General features: G+C 50.5%; 22 protein-coding genes and 3 tRNA genes. 24 read left to right on the top strand and 1 reads right to left on the bottom strand.

The features are described 5' to 3' along the window. Window positions 1–20 precede the first annotated feature (20 nt). Window positions 21–413, bottom strand: coding sequence for a desulfoferrodoxin family protein (locus DFR60_RS27015; protein ID WP_110326055.1), 393 nt, complete (start codon window positions 411–413; stop codon window positions 21–23). Window positions 414–610: 197 nt separating this feature from the next. Here DFR60_RS27015 and DFR60_RS27010 point away from each other — a divergent pair, with 197 nt between their 5' ends. The 24 genes from DFR60_RS27010 (at window position 611) to atpG (ending at window position 19,826) form a co-directional block, all read left to right on the top strand. Further along, a complete protein-coding gene (locus DFR60_RS27010; RefSeq protein WP_002605144.1) occupies window positions 611–1,042 on the top strand; it encodes a hypothetical protein in 432 nt (143 codons plus the stop codon). Window positions 1,043–1,084: 42 nt separating this feature from the next. Further along, on the top strand, window positions 1,085–2,005 hold the full coding sequence (locus tag DFR60_RS27005) for a DUF1848 domain-containing protein (protein ID WP_110326053.1): 921 nt from the start codon (window positions 1,085–1,087) through the stop codon (window positions 2,003–2,005). A 22-nt stretch (window positions 2,006–2,027) separates the two neighbouring features. After that, window positions 2,028–3,875, top strand: coding sequence for a putative bifunctional diguanylate cyclase/phosphodiesterase (locus DFR60_RS27000; protein ID WP_110326052.1), 1,848 nt, complete (start codon window positions 2,028–2,030; stop codon window positions 3,873–3,875). A gap of 147 nt (window positions 3,876–4,022) precedes the next feature. After that, a tRNA-Phe gene (locus DFR60_RS26995) sits at window positions 4,023–4,095 on the top strand. A 45-nt stretch (window positions 4,096–4,140) separates the two neighbouring features. Then, window positions 4,141–4,211: transfer RNA gene (locus DFR60_RS26990), tRNA-Gly, on the top strand. A gap of 82 nt (window positions 4,212–4,293) precedes the next feature. Continuing rightward, window positions 4,294–4,365, top strand: a tRNA-Gly gene (locus DFR60_RS26985). 215 nt (window positions 4,366–4,580) lie between these two features. Next, a complete protein-coding gene (locus tag DFR60_RS26980) occupies window positions 4,581–5,438 on the top strand; it encodes a MurR/RpiR family transcriptional regulator (protein WP_025530928.1) in 858 nt (285 codons plus the stop codon). A gap of 1 nt (window position 5,439) precedes the next feature. Continuing rightward, window positions 5,440–6,330, top strand: coding sequence for an N-acetylmuramic acid 6-phosphate etherase (murQ, locus tag DFR60_RS26975; RefSeq protein WP_110326051.1), 891 nt, complete (start codon window positions 5,440–5,442; stop codon window positions 6,328–6,330). A 53-nt stretch (window positions 6,331–6,383) separates the two neighbouring features. After that, the gene (locus DFR60_RS26970; RefSeq protein ID WP_110326049.1) at window positions 6,384–7,823 is read left to right on the top strand and encodes a PTS transporter subunit EIIC; all 1,440 of its coding nucleotides are present in this window, start codon (window positions 6,384–6,386) and stop codon (window positions 7,821–7,823) included. Window positions 7,824–7,827: 4 nt separating this feature from the next. Continuing rightward, complete coding sequence (locus tag DFR60_RS26965) at window positions 7,828–8,898, top strand: MupG family TIM beta-alpha barrel fold protein (protein ID WP_110326075.1); 1,071 nt, start codon at window positions 7,828–7,830, stop codon at window positions 8,896–8,898. A gap of 159 nt (window positions 8,899–9,057) precedes the next feature. Then, window positions 9,058–9,504: a DUF2975 domain-containing protein gene (locus tag DFR60_RS26960; RefSeq protein WP_002605137.1), complete on the top strand. Its 447-nt coding sequence runs from the start codon at window positions 9,058–9,060 to the stop codon at window positions 9,502–9,504. 10 nt (window positions 9,505–9,514) lie between these two features. Then, window positions 9,515–9,778, top strand: coding sequence for a helix-turn-helix domain-containing protein (locus DFR60_RS26955; protein WP_110326047.1), 264 nt, complete (start codon window positions 9,515–9,517; stop codon window positions 9,776–9,778). A gap of 122 nt (window positions 9,779–9,900) precedes the next feature. After that, entirely contained in the window at window positions 9,901–11,304 is a 1,404-nt protein-coding gene (locus DFR60_RS26950; protein WP_110326045.1) for a redoxin family protein, read from the top strand. A 14-nt stretch (window positions 11,305–11,318) separates the two neighbouring features. Next, entirely contained in the window at window positions 11,319–11,639 is a 321-nt protein-coding gene (gene trxA / locus DFR60_RS26945) for a thioredoxin (RefSeq protein ID WP_110326043.1), read from the top strand. 254 nt (window positions 11,640–11,893) lie between these two features. Next, window positions 11,894–13,282, top strand: a complete 1,389-nt coding sequence (locus DFR60_RS26940; RefSeq protein WP_110326041.1) for a radical SAM protein — start codon at window positions 11,894–11,896, stop codon at window positions 13,280–13,282. Beyond that, a complete protein-coding gene (locus tag DFR60_RS26935; protein ID WP_110326039.1) occupies window positions 13,282–14,259 on the top strand; it encodes a hypothetical protein in 978 nt (325 codons plus the stop codon). Before DFR60_RS26940 ends, DFR60_RS26935 begins: the two co-directional genes overlap by 1 nt. A 224-nt stretch (window positions 14,260–14,483) precedes the next feature. After that, on the top strand, window positions 14,484–14,819 hold the full coding sequence (locus tag DFR60_RS26930) for an AtpZ/AtpI family protein (protein WP_055659138.1): 336 nt from the start codon (window positions 14,484–14,486) through the stop codon (window positions 14,817–14,819). A gap of 20 nt (window positions 14,820–14,839) precedes the next feature. Next, the gene (locus DFR60_RS26925; protein ID WP_002605130.1) at window positions 14,840–15,241 is read left to right on the top strand and encodes an ATP synthase subunit I; all 402 of its coding nucleotides are present in this window, start codon (window positions 14,840–14,842) and stop codon (window positions 15,239–15,241) included. A 51-nt stretch (window positions 15,242–15,292) separates the two neighbouring features. Continuing rightward, window positions 15,293–15,994: a F0F1 ATP synthase subunit A gene (gene atpB, locus DFR60_RS26920; protein ID WP_055659136.1), complete on the top strand. Its 702-nt coding sequence runs from the start codon at window positions 15,293–15,295 to the stop codon at window positions 15,992–15,994. A gap of 71 nt (window positions 15,995–16,065) precedes the next feature. After that, a complete protein-coding gene (gene atpE / locus DFR60_RS26915; RefSeq protein WP_002605128.1) occupies window positions 16,066–16,323 on the top strand; it encodes an ATP synthase F0 subunit C in 258 nt (85 codons plus the stop codon). A 43-nt stretch (window positions 16,324–16,366) separates the two neighbouring features. Next, window positions 16,367–16,882: a F0F1 ATP synthase subunit B gene (atpF, locus tag DFR60_RS26910; protein WP_022031959.1), complete on the top strand. Its 516-nt coding sequence runs from the start codon at window positions 16,367–16,369 to the stop codon at window positions 16,880–16,882. Continuing rightward, window positions 16,870–17,418, top strand: a complete 549-nt coding sequence (atpH, locus tag DFR60_RS26905) for an ATP synthase F1 subunit delta (RefSeq protein WP_055659134.1) — start codon at window positions 16,870–16,872, stop codon at window positions 17,416–17,418. Before atpF ends, atpH begins: the two co-directional genes overlap by 13 nt. A 34-nt stretch (window positions 17,419–17,452) precedes the next feature. Beyond that, window positions 17,453–18,955 (top strand): F0F1 ATP synthase subunit alpha, encoded by a 1,503-nt coding sequence (gene atpA / locus DFR60_RS26900; protein WP_110326037.1) that lies wholly within the window; start codon window positions 17,453–17,455, stop codon window positions 18,953–18,955. Window positions 18,956–18,971: 16 nt separating this feature from the next. Next, window positions 18,972–19,826: an ATP synthase F1 subunit gamma gene (atpG, locus tag DFR60_RS26895; RefSeq protein WP_002605124.1), complete on the top strand. Its 855-nt coding sequence runs from the start codon at window positions 18,972–18,974 to the stop codon at window positions 19,824–19,826. The last annotated feature ends 31 nt before the right edge of the window (window positions 19,827–19,857 follow it).

The raw sequence follows: 19,857 nt of genomic DNA, 5'->3' as shown, positions 1-19,857 counted from the left end.
ACAGGTGAGACCCTTGGGTTTTATGCCTCGGTCTTCCAGAAACCGTGAAGGTTACACCAGGCGTAGGCCGCCTTCGGTGTATCGCCGTCCTCCAGCGTAAAGTGGGCGACCGGCTCGCAGGCGGAATCTAAGGGCACCCGCATGATAACCCCGGCCTTTGTCTGTAAGCAGACCCATCCGATGTTGTGTTCCTCGCTCATGGGATGGAAGATGCTTCCGACCTTTACGGTCACGTGGTTTCCGTCGGTTTCAATGATGGGGAGGTGCTTTTCGGAAGCGCCTTCCGAGGTGTTGGGCTCCAGTACCTCAAATGGTTTTAAGCTGTCCGGGACTGCTGCGTTAGGCATTCCAGCTATGGCCTCCAGCACCACGAGGCGGTCTCTGTCCGTTAAAAATACAGGCTGTTTATTCATAGAATCCTCCAGTCATAGTGATAATTGTTTAAGGTTGTCTGCTGCGGATACTCCATTATTTTCCCTGGATTGCCTTCCTTTTATACATAAAGCTGAAAAGCTTTTTCCGTTCTGCGCCGCTGTCCGGAGAATGAATTGCCGCATTTTACCCAATACTATGATGGAAATCTATAATAATATGAAAAGAGGTATTGGATATGAGCGCAGACGCGGAAATGCTTAATTTTATTTATCAAAATTCCCAGATGGGTGTCGAGACCTTAAATCAGCTGATTCCTATGATTGATAATGAGGCGTTTAAGAAACGGATTGAGGCACAGCTTAAGGAGTACGAGCAGATTCATGAGGAAGCGAAAAAGCTTTTGAACCGCCATGGCTACGATGAGAAGGGAATCGGCGCCCTGGAAAAAATCATGGCCTACCTGATGATTGATATGAAGACCCTGATGGATAAGTCTTCCTCTCATATTGCGGAAATGCTGATTCAGGGCAGCAATATGGGAATTATTGATGCGGTCAAGCGGATCAATCAGTATGAGAAAGAGGCGGAAAAGGAAGTGACGGCTCTGATGAAGCGGCTTCTTAAATTTGAGGAGAATAATGTGGAACGGTTGAAGGAGGCTCTCTGATGGGGTATAATGGCTTTAGCCTGAGAGAAACGGAGCGCAGCCATGATACTGAGTGTGAGCAGAAGGACGGATATTCCACAGTATTATTCAGACTGGTTTTTCAATAGAATGAAAGAGGGATTTCTCTATGTGAAGAATCCGATGAACAGCCACCAGGTCAGCAAGATCATGCTCTCTCCCGACCTGGTGGATTTAGTGGTGTTCTGGACGAAGAATCCGGCCCCCATGATGAGACGGATCGGAGAACTGGGAGAAATCCCGTATTACATACAGTTTACACTGACCGGATACGGCCGTGACATAGAACCGGGGCTTCCGGACAAACACGAGCTGATCCGTATCTTCCGCGAAACTGCGGAAACGGCTGGACGGGACCGCATGGTGTGGCGGTACGATCCGGTGCTTTTCAATGAGAGATACCCGGCGGAGTACCATTTCCGTGCGTTTGAAGCGATTGCAGAAGGAATCTGCGGCTGTACGGATAAGGTGGTCATCAGCTTTCTGGACTGCTATGGGAAGACGAAACGCAACATGAGGGGGATCCCTCTGAATACGCCGGATGAAGAGACCATGAGACGAACAGGCGAGACATTCGTAAAGACGGCGGAGAAGTATGGCATGACGGTGGAGAGCTGCGCGGAGTCCTTGGATTTAAGCGAAGTGGGAGTCCGCCATGGAAGCTGTGTCGATCCGGCGATGATTGAACGCATTATGGGCGTTCCGATTCGTGTCAGGAAAGACAAAAACCAGAGGCCGGAGTGCGGGTGCGTGGAGAGCGTGGAAACGGGGGCGTACGATACCTGCCTGTGCGGCTGCAAATACTGCTACGCCAATGACAGCGAGGGCGCTGTTATGAGGCGCAGAGCAGAGTATGATGTGCATTCACCGCTGCTCTGCGGCAGGGTGGAAGAAGGGGATCGGATCACGGTGCGCAGGATGAGCCGGATTCTGACCGGAGAATAAAAACCTGATCAGGGGGATACCAATGAAAAAACATTTAAGAATACTGTTTCCGCTGCTGTTAGGCCTGCTCGTGGCGATCAGCGCCGTCTCGATTAAGCGGATTTCGGATATTCGGGACTATGGGAAGCTGATTAATTATGTGGGAATCGTGAGGGGAGCTTCCCAGCGGGTGGTGAAGCTGGAGACGAACGGCCGCCCCGACGATGATCTGATCGGGTATGTGGAAGATATCCTGGACGAGCTGGTGACCGGAAAAGGAGTGTATGGCCTGGTCTCTGCCGACAGCAGGCTGTATCAGATGAATTTAAGGCTGCTGAAGGGGCAGTGGGAGACTGTGAGGGGAGAGATCGATGCGGTGAGGCGGGGAGAGAGTGCAGACCTTCTGATCGATTCCAGTGAGAGGCTGTTTGAGATAGCCAACAACACGGTTTTTACCATTGAGCAGTATTCCAGTGACATGGCGGGAAGGACGGTGCGCATGATTTCGGCAACAGCGCTGGTCAGCGCCATCGCGTTTGCAATTGCCATGTATTTTTACATAAGAAAATTCTTTCAATTAAAGGATACCAACGAAAAGCTGGAGGATCTGGCGTCCAGAGATGAGCTGACCGGGGCGTACCATACGGAGAAGTTTTACTCCGAGGTAAACTGCATCCTGGAACGGAAAACCGATGCCAGATTCGCGGTTCTCTATATTGATTTCGAAAATTTCAAGTATGTAAACGACGTATTTGGATACTCGTACGGGGATGAACTGCTGAAAAGCTACGCGCGGCTGCTCATGAGCCGTCTGAAGGAAGGGGAACTGCTGGGCCGCGACGTGGCGGACCGGTTCGTACTCCTGCGCCGTTACGAGAACCGGGAAGAACTGCTCAGGACACAGAAGCAGGTTGATGAAGAGTTCTTAAATTCCGCTCTTGTCAAGTCGAACCGCCACATGATGACCATCGCATGCGGAATCTGCTGTGCGGAAGATCTGGTGGAAGAGCCGGAGGCGGTGATGATGGTCAACCGGGCCAATTTCGCCCAGAAGGAAGTCAAGAACAAACCGGGAAAGCACTATGCGTTCTACGGCGATGAGATCCGGCAGAAGCTGATCGAGGAGATGAAGGTGAAGGACCGCATGCAGGAAGGTCTGGATAATGAGGAGTTCGTCGTCTATATGCAGCCCAAGGTAGGCGTGGAGGACGGCGTCGTGAGAGGCGCGGAGGCGCTGGTGCGATGGGCGGTTCCGGGTAATGGCCTGCTCTCCCCGGGGCTCTTTATTCCGGTGCTCGAAAAGAACCACTTTATCGGTAAAGTGGATCGTTACGTCTTCGAAAAGGTGTGTATATGGCTGCATGAACGCATGGAGAAAGGGCTGGTCGTGGTGCCGGTCTCCGTCAACGTGTCTAAAATACAGTTTTATAACCCGGATTTTATCTCAGTCTACACCAGCATCAAGAAGCAGTACGGGATTCCTGACGAGCTGCTGGAGATTGAACTGACGGAGTCGGCCGCGTTTGAGCACGAGGAGTATCTGATGCAGGTGGTGAGAGCGCTGCACGACAACGGATTTCTGTGTTCCCTTGACGATTTTGGCACCGGCTACTCGTCTCTGGGGCTTCTAAAAGATCTTCCTATCGATGTGCTGAAGCTGGATGGGGGATTTTTCCGAGTGAGCCTGGACGTGAACCGGGAACATACGATTCTGAAATATATTATCGACATGGTGAAAGAACTGAATATCAGCACGGTAGCCGAGGGAGTGGAGCGTCAGGAGCAGATAGATTTCTTAAAATCCGCAGGCTGTGACCTGATTCAGGGCTTCGCATTCTATAAGCCGATGCCGATAGATCAGTTTGAAATGGTGCTCGACGGAGAACTGTGATATGCGGTTTCATGAAAATGATTTCGAGAAAATAAATGAAATTTATATTGACAAATGAAGGGAAATCCTGTAAACTTATTCATGTTGTGAGTGAGAGGAGCTGCTGCTTCAAACTGATTCCGATTACGCACAGGACATCGCATGTCTGCCCAGATAGCTCAGTTGGTAGAGCAGAGGACTGAAAATCCTCGTGTCGTTGGTTCGATTCCGACTTTGGGCATTGTGCTCGCGAGAGTACATTTGAAATGCTTTTGGAATTTCCTTTGCGGGTGTAGTTCAATGGTAGAACACTAGCCTTCCAAGCTAGATACGTGGGTTCGATTCCCATCACCCGCTTTAGAAAATTTCTGTTGCATTTTCATGAGATGTATGTTATAATGCTTTTACGAAAAAGTTCATACTTTGTTTTATCGTTTATGCGCGAGTGGCTCAGTGGTGGAGTACAACCTTGCCAAGGTTGGGGTCGCGGGTTCGATCCCCGTCTCGCGCTCTTTTTATTTGGTGACCGGAGGCCTGCAGTTATGCAGGAGTCCGGTCTATTTGTTTTATAAGCAAGCAGAATTCTTTTTTACATTTCTTAAAAATCCGAAACTTTTCATTGAAATCTCACAGAAAACCAATCATAATATGCAATAAAATTTCATAACAACCCCGTATAATTGACACAATTATTTCATATGCTATGATGAAGGAGAGGTAGGAAATATGGCAGCAAAAGGATTGCTGCTGCGTCTGAAAGACTATCAGGTCAAGGCAAGCGCAGCGGAAAAGAATGCAGTAACAATCATCTTGAATCATCCGGATATGGTGATTGGAAAGAGTATACACGAGTTTGCAGATTTGGCCTATGCGTCGCCGGCGACCATTATCAGACTCTGCAGAAAACTGGGCTGCGCGGGATACCGCGATTTCCAGCATGCGCTTGTATACGAAAATGCTCTGTTTAAGGACAGCAGGGAGATATCCGTTCAGGAGATCATCCCCACGCCGTCGACAGAGGACATTATTCAAAAGGTTACACGAAAAAACATCGAGTCTCTTGAGACGTCAAGAAAGCTGGTAGAACCGGAGATTATTGACACCTGCGTCAAAATGATCGAAGAGAGCAGGATTATCCAGCTGTTTGGACTCGGTTCCTCCTTACTTGTTGCACGAGACCTGTATTTAAAATTGATACGTGTGGAGAAACTGTGTAATATCTGCGACGACTGGCACGCTCAGCTGCTGGCCGCGAGAACCATGAAAAGGGGCGATCTCGGTATCGTGATCAGCTATTCCGGACTGACGGAGGAGATGATCACATGTGCCAAGGCTGCAAAAGCCAACGGCGCCAGAATTATCGTGCTCACAAGGGCCGCTGATTCCAAGCTGGCGGCCGAGGCGGACTGCGTGCTGGCCGTGGCTGCTACGGAGCTGATTCTGCGCAGCGGAGCCATGTCGTCCAGAATTTCACAATTAAACATGGTAGATATCCTCTATGTTGCCTATGTAAATAAACATTATGAGAGCTGCATGAGGAGTTTTCCAAAAACACACATTCAAAAACCATTGGAGGAATATTAGAATGCTTGATTTGACAAAGCTGACAACAGAGACAAGAAATGATAAAACCATGAATTTAGATCAGATGACTCCTGCTGAGCTGGCGGCCGTGATGAATGAGGAAGACGGCAATGTCGTCAAAGCCGTAAAGGAGGTTATCCCGGAGATCGCCACAGCGATCGAATGGGCAACCGAAAGCTTAAATCGCGGCGGAAGAATCATTTACATGGGAGCAGGAACCAGCGGCAGGCTGGGAGTTCTGGATGCCGTTGAGTGTCCGCCCACCTTTGGAGTGTCTCCTGATCTGGTAGTTGGTCTGATTGCCGGCGGTGAAGGGGCGTTCGTAAAGGCGGTGGAAGGCGCGGAGGACAGTCAGACCCTGGGAGTGCAGGAGTTAAAGGATTTAGCTCTCAACAAAAATGACATCGTGATCGGTCTCGCCGCAAGCGGAAGGACGCCCTATGTGATCCATGGTCTCGCATACGCTGATTCCATCGGATGCAAAACGGTTGCAATCGCATGCAACCGGCAGTCAGATGTAGGAAAGGCCGCACAGCTTGCTATCGAGCCGGTAACAGGCCCGGAGGTCCTGACCGGTTCCACAAGGCTGAAGGCTGGTACTGCCCAGAAAATGATTCTGAATATGATATCAACCGGCAGTATGGTGGGATTCGGAAAGGTATATCAGAATCTCATGGTGGATGTTCAGCAGACCAACGAGAAGCTGGTCGTAAGGGCTCAAAATATCACCATGACTGCCACCGGCTGTACGAGAGAAGAGGCGAAAGCCGCTCTTTCAGAGGCTGACGGTCATGTGAAAACGGCCATTGTCATGATCCTGCTGAGCTGCGGCGCGAAGGACGCGAAAACGCATCTGGATGCGGCCGGCGGCCATGTAAGGAATGCTTTATAACACATAATAGACGATCGGACAGGACGTCTGATTTTATAAACAGGAGGGACCATATGAACTACAGGGAATTGAGTGAAAAGCTTCTCTCGCTGCTTGGCGGAAAAGACAATATTCTGGGCAATGCCGCGTGCATGACCCGTCTGCGCATCAGCGTGAGAGATTTAAGCATTGTAGACATCGAAGCAATTAAAAAAGTGGAAGGCGTGCTCGGTGTCGTGGAATCGGAAACGCTTCAGATTATCCTGGGGCCGGGAAAGGTGAATAAGGCGCTGGAGGAGTTCTCCAAGCTGACAGGACTGGCCAAGGGCGCAGTCTCAGACGCCCCGGCTTCCACCGCTGGAAACGTGGAGGATCTGGCTAAGGAAAATAAAGCCGCACAGAAGGCCAAATACGATAAACCGCTCCAGAATTTTTTGAAGAAGATTGCCAATATTTTCGTGGCGCTCCTTCCGGGCATCATCGCAGCCGGTTTAATCAACGGAATCAGCAATGTTGTCAATGTCTCCACAGGCGGCGCGCTCAGCGGAATCTGGTGGTACGAATGCATCCGCACCATGGGCTGGGCCCTGTTTGCCTATTTGCCAATCCTGGTCGGCTACAATGCCGCAAGAGAATTCGGCGGTTCCGCATCCCTGGGAGGAATTGCGGGCGCTATGTGTATCGCCAATACAGCGATGCCGCTTTTAGCCAAATATAACGATGCGCAGATCCTTCTGCCGATCACCGGTAATGTGTTCAATCCGGCCGCAGGCGGTATGCTTGCCGCTCTGATCGCAGGCGTATTTTTCGCATTCTTAGAGAAACACATCCGTAAGATCATGCCTGATCTGATCGATACGTTTATCAGTCCACTGCTCGTATTAATCATCGGCGGCCTTGTGATTCTTCTGATCATACAGCCGGTCGGCGCGGCTCTGACATCTGGTATTTATACTGTGCTGACATTTGTATATGAAAAACTCGGTGTTGTGGGCGGATATATCCTCTCGGCAGGCTTCCTTCCACTGGTTGCGGTCGGGCTTCATCAGGCGCTGACGCCGATCCATGCCATGCTAAATGATCCGGCCGGCGCGACGCAGGGCATCAACTACCTTCTTCCTATCCTGATGATGGCCGGCGGCGGACAGGTAGGCGCAGGCCTGGCTCTCTACTTTAAGACAAAGAATAAAAAGCTGAAAGGCTATATCCGCGATTCGATCCCGGTAGGTATCCTGGGCGTGGGCGAGCCGCTCATGTATGCGGTAACGCTTCCACTTGGAAAGTCCTTTATCACCGCCTGTTTAGGCGCCGGTGTCGGCGGTGTTCTCTCCGCGCTGTTTCATTTGGGAACCGTATCTCAGGGGGTATCGGGGCTGTTCGGCCTGCTGATCGTAAAACCGGGACAGCAGATTCCATATATTATCGCTATGGCTGCGGCTTATGCCGGCGGTTTTATTCTGACCTGGTTCTTTGGTGTGGATGAGAAGCGGATCAACGAAGTCTATGGGGAATAAATTTATGAAAACAGGAATTTCACTCTATTTCAGCAATGGCGTGGAAAAGAACGAGGCGATGATCAGGAAAGCACAGAAAGCCGGCATCAGATACGCGTTTACCTCCATGCATATCCCGGAGGAGACGGGGATCGATTATAAAAGGGATGCCAGAAAGCTTTTAGAGCAGTGCAGAGATGCCGGCATCAATCTGATTGTCGATGTCAGCCCGGTAACTTTAGAAAAGCTGGGCTGCACCTCCTTCGATGAACTGCTGTCACTGGGGATTACTTATATCCGTCTCGACTTTGGATTTACGGCAGAGAAAACGGTCGCGCTTTCAGAAAAATTTCATATTGTTTTCAACGCGTCTACGATTTCGCAGGAAGATATTCAGGACTGGGCGGCGGCAGGGGCAGATTTTACCCGCTTTGCCGCCTGCCACAATTACTACCCGAAACCATATACCGGTTTGTCACTTGACCGCGTAAAGGAGATGAATCAAAGGCTCAAAATCCTCGGCTTTACCACGATGGCATTTGTTCCGGGCAATGCCGGGCTGCGCGGCCCTCTCTGTGAAGGCCTTCCCACGGTGGAGGAACACCGTTTTTCCAGGGATGAGGTGCTCCTTCACATGCTGGAGCTTTACCAGGCGGATTCCGATATTGTTCTGGTAGGCGACAACGATGTGACGGAGGAGGTATGGACGCAGGTGGCTGCACTGAGCAAGGGATACGTGGCCCTGCATGCGGATATACTGCCCGGTTATGAATTCGAGAGAGCGATAATCCATCATGACCGGCCGGATTCCAGCGAATATGTGATCCGATCCCAGGAATCCCGTTTTAACTGCAGGGACCGGGTCGTCGCGGCAGACACAGCGGGAGATCTTTCTGACCAGAGGCTGGCCGGAAATATCTGTATTGCCAATGAAGCGTATTTGCGGTACATGGGGGAGCTTGAAATTTCCAGGGTTGACATGCCTTCTGATCCGCGCGTGAATGTGATCGGACAGGTGGCCGGGAAGGACAGAAAATACCTTCCGTATATCAGGGAAGGGCTGGGATTTTACCTCTGTCCGGCTGACGGACAGTGATGAGAATCAGGAAGAAATCTTGTTTGACAGATTTCTTCCTGATTTTTTTGATTCCATAATTTCTTACCTGTTGCAATTCCCCTCTGCCCTGTGATAAACTTTCCTCATAAACAGCCGCCGCCAAAACGGCAGCGGAAACGGAAAGAAGGAGAGCCTTTTATGAATACGAAACTGGTTCGTTTTACAAAATATATGCTGGATGCCATGTTTTATATCGGGATTGTGCTGACGGCAGCGATCCCGGTGCTGTTTTATTTTTTCGGGAATTACATCGAGAGCTTCCGGAAATACTATGTGTTTCAATGCGTGATCTATATGGCTTCCGGCGTGATGGCGCTGTTCATCATAAAGGAGCTGCGGAAGATGTTTCTCACTGTCCTGACGGATAATCCGTTTGTCATGGAAAATGCCGGTTCGCTTAAAAAGATGGGGAAATGCAGTTTCATGATTGCGCTTCTCTCCATCATCCGCCTGCCGGTATCACTCACTCCGGCGACGGCTGTCATTATCATCGTGTTTGCCATTGCCGGACTCTTTTCCATCGTGCTCTGCCAGGTGTTTGAAAAGGCGGTGCAGTACAAGCTGGAAAACGACTTGACAATATAGGAGGGATAGAATGGCGATTGTAGTAAATCTTGATGTCATGATGGCAAAGAGGAAAAAGGGATTGACGGAGCTTGCGGGCGAAGTGGATATCACCATGGCCAACTTATCCATTCTGAAGAATAATAAGGCGAAAGCCGTCCGTTTTACCACGCTGGAGGCGATCTGCAGGGCGCTGGACTGCCAGCCGGGAGACATTCTGGAATACGTTCCGGATGATCCGGCCGCGTCAACCGGCAGGGCCAGACCGGACAGCGCAGGGCAGACGGGGCCGTGAATGGAAACAAATAAATTAAAAAACTTTTCGAAAGTACTTGACAATATTAACTGTAACTTTTATAATAACAGTACAAACTGAAACAAATAAAATTACAGTTAATAACACTTTCAGGAGGCGATATGGGATTTTCAGTCGAAGTCGGAATACCGGCAATTACAGTATTTATTCAGGGACTTTTAAGCTTTTTCTCACCCTGCGTGCTGCCACTTGTACCGCTTTACATCGGATATCTGGCAGGAGGAACGAGGACCGTTGATGAAGAGGGACGCGTCCGGTATTCGAGAAAAAAAGTTATGATCAATACGCTGTTTTTCGTAATCGGCGTCAGCTTTGCATTTTTCCTGCTGGGCTTTGGATTTACGGCAGCGGGCCGGTTCTTTGGCAGCAACAGAACCCTGTTCGCACGGATCGGCGGCATTATCGTCGTCCTGTTCGGATTATTCCAGCTGGGTGTGTTCGGAAGCTCCGTGCTGGGGCAGGAACACCGGCTTCCTTTCCGGCTGAATCAGCTGGCGATGAACCCGCTTCTGGCATTAGTTCTCGGCTTTACCTTCAGCTTCGCATGGACTCCCTGTGTGGGACCTGCGCTTGCAAGCGTTCTTTTGATGGCTTCCTCGGCAACCTCCCAGGGAACCGGATTTTTACTGATCGGCGTCTATACGCTGGGCTTCGTCATTCCGTTTCTGGCAGTGGGACTGTTTACCGGATCGGTGCTCGATTTCTTTAAGAAGCATCAGAATGTAGTGAAGTACACGACAAAGGCCGGCGGCGTGCTGATGATCGCTATGGGCGTTATGATGTTTACCGGCTGGATGAACGGAATTACCGGGTACTTATCAAGCTTTGGCGTGGGCGGCCAGACCGTGACCGAGTCCCAGGCGCCTTCGGGCGGCGGGGATGGTGTTCCTGACAGCAGAGAGACGGCGCCGCGGACCGAGACGCAGAGTCCGGCTGATAACGATCAGAATCAGGATCAGAGCGCGGGACAGAGCGGGGATAACGGACAGGTTAGCGAAAGCGCGGCTGCCGGCGAGACAGAGAGCAGTCTTCCGGATACATCGGACCGTGTGGAAGCTCCCGATTTCACTCTGGTGGATCAGTTCGGAGAAGAACATAAACTTTCGGATTATAAGGGAAAAGTCGTATTTTTAAATTTCTGGGCGACCTGGTGTCCGCCATGCCGCGAGGAGATGCCTGATATCGAGGCACTTTATAAGGAATACGGAGAGAATTCAGAGGATCTTATCATTTTAAGCGTGGCAAATCCAAAAACGAAGGATAATCCGAACAATAATGACAAAACTATAGAAGAAGTGACAAAGTTTATGGAGGATAACGGATATTCTTATCCTACACTTATGGACACGACAGGTGATGTTCTGTTACAATACTATATAACAGCATTCCCAACCACGTTCATGATTGATCGTGAAGGACGCGTCATCGGCTACGCAAGCGGCGCGCTGACAAAAGACATTATGAAAAATATAATTACGCAGGCGCTTTCAGAAAGCGCAGAATAAGGAGGAACCATATTATGGCAGTAGTAACATTTACACAGGATAATTTTGATCAGGAAGTATTAAAGAGCAGTGACATCGCGATCGTCGATTTCTGGGCGACCTGGTGCGGACCGTGCAAGATGTTTTCACCGATTATTGATGAGATCGCGGAGGAGAATCATCCGGGTCTGAAGGTTGGCAAGGTAAACGTCGATGAGCAGCCTGATTTAGCCGGACAGTACCGCGTTATGAGCATACCGACTCTGCTTGTATTCAAGGGCGGCAAGGTCGTAGCGACCAGCGTCGGCGTACAGAGCAAGAAGGCCGTTCTGGATATGGTGGAAAAGGCCAGATAGCCTATAAAGGACTGCGTTAAGAATATGGACTATGGACCGCCGGTTGAGTGTCCGGTTCGGAAGAGATTCCGGGCCGGACGCTTACCCGGCGGTTTTTTGTTTCCCGGAAATGAAATATCTGCGCAGGAGAAGCTATGCGGCGCAGGTTTATTGTGCATTTAATCATATGGATTTCCGGCAGGCACTGTGGTAAAATTTTCAGTATACATACTAGAAAGCCGAAGTGAGGCAGCTGCAGGAAAGGAGGAGGCATCATGGTGTTAAAACGGGAGGCGGCAGCATACAGGGCCTGGAAGGAGGGGGTGGTACACACGACTCTGAATCCGAAAGGGCCGGGCGCAGTGCGGATTCATCTGATTCCCCCGAAATATCGCCCATTTGGAAAAAATCCTTATGCGATGATTTTAAATGGATATTACATTCTTCCGCTGGGATACTCCTGGGCGGTTCTCCTGGGGAATTTTATCCGTGAGGTGAACCGGTATGACGGCCGTCCCATGGATGAAAAAGATATGGAAAAGGTCGTGACGGCGGCCGTGGAGAGGATGGGGAAGTCATACCGGGTGCCAGAGAAACAGCTGCGCGGCGATCTGGAGGAAATGCTGGCCATGCTTTACGGCGTCGCCTGCGGAGAGGAACCCGCCGGGGAGATAGAGCCGCTGTCCCTGCGGGAGTATGCACCCCACATGACGGCGCCCCACCGGATGGATCTGATGGTGAGTGCCATGACGAAGGCGGACGGTGGCTGGAACTGTAATTTACAGTGCCGCCACTGCTACGCCGCCGGACAGCCGGAGGCAGAAGGAAAAGAGCTTAATACGGAACAATGGAAGAAAATTATCGACAGGCTGAAAAGCGCCGGTGTGCCGCAGGTTACTTTTACGGGCGGGGAACCGACGCTGCGCAGGGACTTAGTGGAGCTGGTCGCGTACTCGCGGTGGTTTGTGACGCGCCTCAATACCAATGGAATCCTGCTTACGCCGGGTTTATGCCGGGAGCTTTACGAGGCCAGCCTGGACAGCGTACAGATCACGCTTTATTCCTGGGACAGCGGGATTCACGATTCCCTTGTCGGCCGTAAAGGCGGCTTTCACAAAACCACAGAAGGCATCCGGAACGCATTAAACGCAGGGCTTAATGTCAGCGTAAATACACCGCTGTGCAGGGACAACCAGGATTACGGGAAGACTCTGGCGTTTTTAAACGGACTGGGGGTCCGGTATGTCACCTGCTCCGGACTGATCGAGACAGGCAACGCCTCCTCCGGCGGCTCAGTCTCCAGTCAGCTTTCCGTCAGGGAGATGGGAGAGATTCTGACAGCAGCGGCGGAAATCTGCCGGGAAACGGGGATGGAGATCGGTTTTACGTCACCCGGCCGGGCGGAGGTGAAGCTCTTAAAGCGGCTGGGGATACCGGCGCCCATGTGCGGCGCCTGTCTGTCCAACATGGCCGTGACACCCGACGGGCTGGCCGTTCCGTGTCAGAGCTGGCTGGGCGGTGTGGTTCTGGGGGATATGAAAAAAGATTCCTGGAAAAGCATATGGAACCATGCAATGTGCAAAAAAATCCGGGCCATGGGAGAAGAGGAAAGCCTGTTCTGCCCGCTCAGAACCGGGAAATCCGAAAAGGGTGGTGATGCGTAATGGCCAAATCGAGGGCAAAAGCAGAGGAAGAGGAAAAGAAAAAACAGAAAAAAGAGAGAATCCGTAAGGCCCTGATCCTGGCGGCCATCGGTCTGGCTGTACTGATTATTTATCTGATTATCGCCTGTATGCCGTTAGATGAGATGACGGACTACCGTGTTCACGTGACGCCCCAGGACGATGGAAGCCTGGAGATTACATACAGCTATGAGTGGAAGGTCTTAAACGATTCAAGGGAAGGGCCTCTCAGCTGGGTGAAGCTGGGCATGGCCAATCCAAGCTATGTGGTGAAGGAGTTTGGCGGAGCGGCCCATGGAATCCGTTACCAGCCGTCAGAATCTTCCGAGAATCCCATGCTGGAACTGAATCTGGACCGGTCATATTACAAGGGTGAGACGGCCAGCTTCTGGTTTACGGTACACCAGAGAAACATGCTGTGTGAAAACAGCGCTGACCCGGAAGCGCCATTTTACGATTTCACACCGGGCTGGTTCGATGAAATGCGTGTGAAACACTATGAGTTTACCTGGGAGCAGAAGCGGAATATCGTGACCCACAACGCGGACCGGACGGAAGACGGAGACCTGGTGTGGGAGGGAACCCTGAAAAAGGGGGAGAGCAGACAGATGAAGCTGACCTGCGCCCTGGAGGGCTTCCGGCGGCCGGAGCTGGTAGTCTGGAGGGAGTACCGCAATGGTGTGGAGGGGGACAGCCCCATCGTCGGAGCCATTACCATCGTCCTGTTTTTCGGTGCGCTGTGCGCTGTATTCGGCTTCCTGGGGGATTCCGACCAGAGCCATTATAACGGAGGCCGCGGCTATCACGGCTATCACGGGCCCCGAAGCGGGGGAGGCGGCTGTGCGTGCGCGTGCGCCTGTGCGGGCTGCGCGTGTGCCTGCGCCTGCGCGGGAGGCGGAAGAGCCGGATGCAGTAAGAAGGATTTCTATCATACGGCAGATAAAAAAGAAGAGAAATAGCGGAAAAAGCCTAAAAAATTTTTAGAATTTGAATAAAAAAGTGGGAATCGGGGTAAGATATAGCAAACCGGCTCCCCTTTTTTTGTACTAAAAAATGTACAAAAACCCGCAATTTGTATACGATCCAATATTATCCAGTAAAATTTACGTACATAATAGACAAAATCAAAATTTTTAGGTATAATACCATGTATATGTGCAAAATGCAGAAAGCAGGTGGATTCATGCGCCATAAAAAGAGCGTAATGAGGAATATGATGATGGTTACCCAACTGGGTCTCAGCGTCATGGTGCCTGTGTTTGTCTGTATTCTTGCCGGCAGCTGGATTGACCGGCATGCCGGAACGAACCTGACGATCTTTCTGATGTTTCTGGGATTCCTGGCAGGCGGATGGAATGGCTACAAGGTAGCCATGACGACGCTTCGGATGAATGAACAGGAAGAGAAAAAAGAGGATCAGGAGGCACGTCGGGAGCAAATGGGAGAGCCGCGTCCGCCGGTGCATAAGCCGAAGCAGAAGAGCCGCGTAAGGAGACATGAGGATGATGAAAAGCTTTAGAAAACAGGAGGATTTGTGAATTGGGGAAGGAAACAAAGAATCTGGTGCTTGAGGTTTCATCAGGAATCGTGATTTTTACCGTGGCAGCCATGCTGGTTGCGCTTATTGTGTATCCAAAGCCGTCGGTTTTTGCCGGGCTCCTGCTGGGGATGGTCCTGGCTCTTGCCATGTTTTTTTCCATGGCGGAGGTGCTGGACCGCTCCATGAAGACGGAAGATTCGAAGACTGTCCAGAAAAGGACGGTGATCAGTTCGGTCATCCGTTATGTCGTGCTTTTTGCTGTTCTGGTTATCGTCGTGGTCTGGTTTCCGGATCAGGTCAATGCGGTTGCCCTAGTAATCGGAGTCCTCGGACTCAAGGCTGGTGCATATCTGCAGCCGGTTATACACAGGATCGTGTCACGTGGGAAAAAAGAGGAGTAATTTTCGTGTACAGGAGCCGGTGTGATCAAGTAAGAAAGGAGGCTTAAGCGTATGGGCATAGCTAGTGCCAATAATGTGGACTTTATGATCAAGGGCGTTTTCAAGTTTCAGGCATTCGGCCAGGAACTCTGGGTAACAACGACCGAGATCGGTTTAAGTATCGTGACCATTGTCATATTGCTGATCGCAATTGTAACCAATGTTAAGATGAAGAAAGCGACGGAAGTACCGGGTACATTTCAGAATATCATGGAATTCGCTGTCGAGACGCTTGATAACATGGTAAACGGCACAATGGGCCATAATGCGAAAAAGTTCGTTAACTATATCGGAACTATATTTATTTTCATATTGTTCTGCAATATTGGCGGCTTATTTGGACTCAGAACACCAACAGGAGACTTTGGTGTAACGTTTATGCTGGGTATCTTCACATTCTGCATTACACAGTATCAGGGTATTAAAAACCACGGAATCGGTCATCTGACGAGCATGTTCAAACCGTTCCCGATCCTATTCCCGATTAACCTGATCGGAGAGATTACAAATCCACTGTCTCAGGCGCTTCGTCTGTTCGGTAATATGATGTCAGGCGTTGTAATCATGGGATTGTGGTACGGCATGATGCCAATCTTTGTAAAAATTGGTATCCCGTCATTTTTACATGTATATTGTGACCTGTTCTCGGGATGTATACAGACATATGTATTCTGTATGCTGACCATGGTATATGTCAATGATAAGATGGATTAACAGGGATTGTTTTCACAATCAAAAAGCGCAGGAGCGCGTAATACAAAATTGATTTCAGGAGGAAGTTATCTATGAACGGAATTTCAGGACAGGATTTTATCTTAGGTTGTTCAGCAATCGGTGCGGGCCTTGCGATGATCGCAGGTATCGGACCTGGTATTGGACAGGGTATCGCAGCAGGACACGCAGCAGCAGCAGTAGGCCGCAATCCGGGCGCGAAGTCTGATATCACATCTACCATGCTTTTAGGCCAGGCCGTTGCCGAGACAACAGGTCTTTACGGTTTCGCTGTCGCTGCTATCCTTATGTTCTTAAAGCCATTCAGCTAAAGAGAAGAACGGATAAGAATAGAGAGCGAGAGGAGGCGAAACCTTGGAACGATTATTGGGATTTGACCCACAGCTGCTTTTCGATGCGTTTGTGACGGGCATTAACGTCTTTATCCTGTTTTTCGCATTATCCTATCTGCTGTTCAACACCGTGCGTGACGTTCTGGAGAGAAGACGACAGAAGATCGCCGGAGAACTGAAGTCCGCTGCTGATGACAAAGAAGCTGCGAAAGCCATGAAGGAAGAGTATCAGACACGGCTTACCAGTGTGAACAAAGAGGCGGAACAGATTTTAGAGGATGCGAGAAAGAGAGCAAAGCAGCGCGAAGCAGAAATACTTACAGAAGCCAGGGAAGAAGCGAACCGCATTATTGAGAGGGGTAACCGCGAAGTAGAGCTGGAGAGAAAGAAAGCGCTTGACGATATGAAGGAACAGATCATATCCATCGCTTCTGTCATGGCCGGCAAGGTTGTGGCTGCGTCCATTGATACGACGGTATCGGATGCCCTGATTGAGGAAACTTTGAAAGAGATGGGTGAGAGCACATGGCAAAGCTAGTATCAAAAGTATACGGCGATGCATTGTTTGAAGAGTCCATCGAAAAGCAGAGTGTCGACACCCTGTTTCATGAGGTGAAGGCGCTGCTTGCCATTTGGCGGGAAAACCGGGAACTGGCGGAACTTCTGGATAATCCAAAGATTGTGAAGGAAGAGAAGATCGGTATCATAACGAATATTTTCGCCGGCCGGGTGTCAGACGATCTGATGGGTTTTCTGGCAGTCATTGTCGACAAGGGCAGACAGAAGGACATTCCTGCAATCTGCACGTATTTTATCGATACGGTCAAAGAATATAAGAAAATCGGCGTGGCCCATGTGGCGAGCGCCGTGGAATTAAAGAGTGAACAGAAAGCCATGATCGAACAGAGGCTTTTAGAAACCACGGAGTACGTGGAATTTGAGATGGAGTATTCGGTGGACCCGTCCTTAATCGGCGGTCTGGTTATCCGGATCGGAGACCGCGTCGTGGACTCCAGCATTAAAACGCAGATTAACGAGCTGCACCGCAGCCTGTCAAAACTGCAGTTATCGTAACAAATAGAAAGATAGAAGGAAGGTGCAAACCTTAATGAATTTAAGACCAGAAGAGATCAGTTCTGTCATCAAGGAACAGATTGAAAGATATTCTACAAAGCTGGAAGTCTCTGATGTTGGTACAGTCATTCAGGTAGCGGACGGAATTGCACGTATCCACGGTCTTGAGAACGCCATGCAGGGTGAACTTTTAGAGTTCCCGGGAGAGATCTACGGCATGGTTCTCAACCTGGAAGAGGATAACGTGGGCGCCGTTTTACTCGGTGCCGGAGACATCAGCGAGGGCGATACCGTTAAGACGACCGGCCGCGTGGTGGAAGTTCCTGTCGGCAATGCGATGACCGGCCGCGTGGTGAACGCGCTGGGACAGCCGGTAGACGGCAAGGGACCGGTCCAGACAGACAAATTCCGTCAGATCGAGCGAGTTGCTCACGGCGTAATTGACAGAAAATCAGTAGACACACCGCTTCAGACCGGTATTAAGGCGATCGACGCCATGATCCCCATCGGAAGAGGACAACGTGAATTAATCATCGGCGACCGTCAGACAGGTAAGACGGCGATTGCCATCGATACCATCATCAACCAGAGGGGCCAGGGAGTTCACTGTATCTACGTGGCCATCGGCCAGAAGGCTTCTACGGTTGCAACCATTGTAAAGACTCTTGAGGAGTACGGCGCTATGGACTACACCACCATCGTGGTATCCACAGCTTCCGACTTGGCTCCTCTTCAGTATATTGCTCCATACTCCGGATGCGCCATCGGCGAGGAGTGGATGGAGAACGGCGAGGACGTGCTGGTTGTTTACGATGACTTAAGTAAACATGCGGCGGCTTACCGTACCCTGTCCTTACTGCTCAAGAGACCACCGGGACGTGAGGCATATCCGGGCGATGTATTCTATCTCCATTCAAGACTTTTAGAGAGAGCAAGTAAGTTATCCGACGCTTTAGGCGGCGGTTCCTTAACGGCTCTTCCGATTATTGAGACTCAGGCAGGTGACGTTTCGGCCTATATTCCGACAAACGTTATCTCTATTACTGACGGCCAGATTTATCTGGAGACAGAGATGTTCAACTCCGGCTTCCGTCCGGCTATCAACGCAGGTCTGTCCGTATCCCGTGTAGGCGGCGCGGCTCAGATCAAGGCGATGAAGAAGATTGCCGCTCCCATCCGTGTGGAGCTGGCTCAGTACCGCGAGCTTGCAAGCTTTGCCCAGTTCGGCTCAGAGCTTGACAAGGAGACCACGGAACAGCTGGCACAGGGCGAGAGAATCAAGGAAGTGTTAAAGCAGGGCCAGTATCAGCCGATGCCGGTAGAATATCAGGTCATGATTATTTTCGCGGCAACCAGAAAACTGCTGCTTGACATTCCGACTCACCGCATTCTTGATTTTGAAAGGGCATTATTCAGCTTTATCGACGGCAAGTATCCGCAGATTCCGGCTTCCATCCGTGAGACGAAGCAGATTACCGAGGAGACGGATGCACTGCTGACGAAGGCGATTAACGAGTGTAAAGCGGAGGCTTATTAAAGGCAGGTGAAGAATCATGGCATCCATGAGGGATATCAAACATAGAAAAGAAAGTATTCAAAGCACCGAGCAGATTACGAAAGCCATGAAGCTTGTATCCACCGTGAAGCTGCAGAAGTCCAGAGCGAAGGCGGAAGAATCAAAACCGTATTACGACCTGATGTACGATACCATCTGTTCCATGCTGCGCAAATCCGGCAGTATTGAGCACAAGTATTTAAAGGCGGGAGACTCGAAGAAGAAGGCGGTAATCGCCATCACTTCCAACCGTGGACTGGCGGGCGGTTATAACAACAACATCGTCAAGCTGGTAACGGGCACGGAGGGACTCACTCCGGAGAACACCGTCATCTATGCAATCGGCCGTAAGGGAAAGGATTCCTTTGTGAGAAAAGGCTATGCGATCGCCGAGGACTATTCCGAGGTTATCAATGAGCCGATCTACCGCGACGCGGCGGATGTGACTGCGGAACTTCTGGATGCGTTTGGTCAGAACCAGATCGGTGAAATCTATCTGGCCTACACTTCATTCAAAAATACGGTGACCCATATTCCGACGCTGAAGAAGCTGCTTCCCGTGGAAGCCGGCAAAGACAGCGAAAAGACGGACCTGGTGCTCATGAACTACGAACCGAATGAAGATCAGGTGCTGGATTCCATCATTCCGAAATATATGAGCAGCTTGATTTATGGCGCGCTTTTAGAGGCTGTGGCAAGTGAGAACGGCGCTCGAATGACAGCCATGGATTCAGCGACGAATAACGCGGAAGAGATGATTGAAGAACTTGGTTTGGCATACAACCGTGCAAGACAGGGCTCCATTACGCAGGAACTCACCGAGATCATTGCAGGTGCCAATGCGATATCATAGGTATAGCGGGTTCGGGGAGCGCGAAGGCGAA

It is taken from the genome of Hungatella effluvii (assembly GCF_003201875.1).
Taxonomy (GTDB): domain Bacteria; phylum Bacillota; class Clostridia; order Lachnospirales; family Lachnospiraceae; genus Hungatella; species Hungatella effluvii.
Note: the sequence above shows the minus strand (reverse complement) of the source record. Positions and strands in the feature narration are given on the sequence as shown.

Bases quoted from the DNA above. Each gene is read 5' to 3' on its own strand.
- DFR60_RS27015 (WP_110326055.1), bottom strand. From the start codon at position 413: ATGAATAAACAGCCTGTATTTTTAACGGACAGAGACCGCCTCGTGGTG.
- DFR60_RS27010 (WP_002605144.1), top strand. From the start codon at position 611: ATGAGCGCAGACGCGGAAATGCTTAATTTTATTTATCAAAATTCCCAG.
- DFR60_RS27005 (WP_110326053.1), top strand. From the start codon at position 1,085: ATGATACTGAGTGTGAGCAGAAGGACGGATATTCCACAGTATTATTCA.
- DFR60_RS27000 (WP_110326052.1), top strand. From the start codon at position 2,028: ATGAAAAAACATTTAAGAATACTGTTTCCGCTGCTGTTAGGCCTGCTC.
- DFR60_RS26980 (WP_025530928.1), top strand. From the start codon at position 4,581: ATGGCAGCAAAAGGATTGCTGCTGCGTCTGAAAGACTATCAGGTCAAG.
- murQ (WP_110326051.1), top strand. From the start codon at position 5,440: ATGCTTGATTTGACAAAGCTGACAACAGAGACAAGAAATGATAAAACC.
- DFR60_RS26970 (WP_110326049.1), top strand. From the start codon at position 6,384: ATGAACTACAGGGAATTGAGTGAAAAGCTTCTCTCGCTGCTTGGCGGA.
- DFR60_RS26965 (WP_110326075.1), top strand. From the start codon at position 7,828: ATGAAAACAGGAATTTCACTCTATTTCAGCAATGGCGTGGAAAAGAAC.
- DFR60_RS26960 (WP_002605137.1), top strand. From the start codon at position 9,058: ATGAATACGAAACTGGTTCGTTTTACAAAATATATGCTGGATGCCATG.
- DFR60_RS26955 (WP_110326047.1), top strand. From the start codon at position 9,515: ATGGCGATTGTAGTAAATCTTGATGTCATGATGGCAAAGAGGAAAAAG.
- DFR60_RS26950 (WP_110326045.1), top strand. From the start codon at position 9,901: ATGGGATTTTCAGTCGAAGTCGGAATACCGGCAATTACAGTATTTATT.
- trxA (WP_110326043.1), top strand. From the start codon at position 11,319: ATGGCAGTAGTAACATTTACACAGGATAATTTTGATCAGGAAGTATTA.
- DFR60_RS26940 (WP_110326041.1), top strand. From the start codon at position 11,894: ATGGTGTTAAAACGGGAGGCGGCAGCATACAGGGCCTGGAAGGAGGGG.
- DFR60_RS26935 (WP_110326039.1), top strand. From the start codon at position 13,282: ATGGCCAAATCGAGGGCAAAAGCAGAGGAAGAGGAAAAGAAAAAACAG.
- DFR60_RS26930 (WP_055659138.1), top strand. From the start codon at position 14,484: ATGCGCCATAAAAAGAGCGTAATGAGGAATATGATGATGGTTACCCAA.
- atpB (WP_055659136.1), top strand. From the start codon at position 15,293: ATGGGCATAGCTAGTGCCAATAATGTGGACTTTATGATCAAGGGCGTT.
- atpE (WP_002605128.1), top strand. From the start codon at position 16,066: ATGAACGGAATTTCAGGACAGGATTTTATCTTAGGTTGTTCAGCAATC.
- atpH (WP_055659134.1), top strand. From the start codon at position 16,870: ATGGCAAAGCTAGTATCAAAAGTATACGGCGATGCATTGTTTGAAGAG.
- atpA (WP_110326037.1), top strand. From the start codon at position 17,453: ATGAATTTAAGACCAGAAGAGATCAGTTCTGTCATCAAGGAACAGATT.
- atpG (WP_002605124.1), top strand. From the start codon at position 18,972: ATGGCATCCATGAGGGATATCAAACATAGAAAAGAAAGTATTCAAAGC.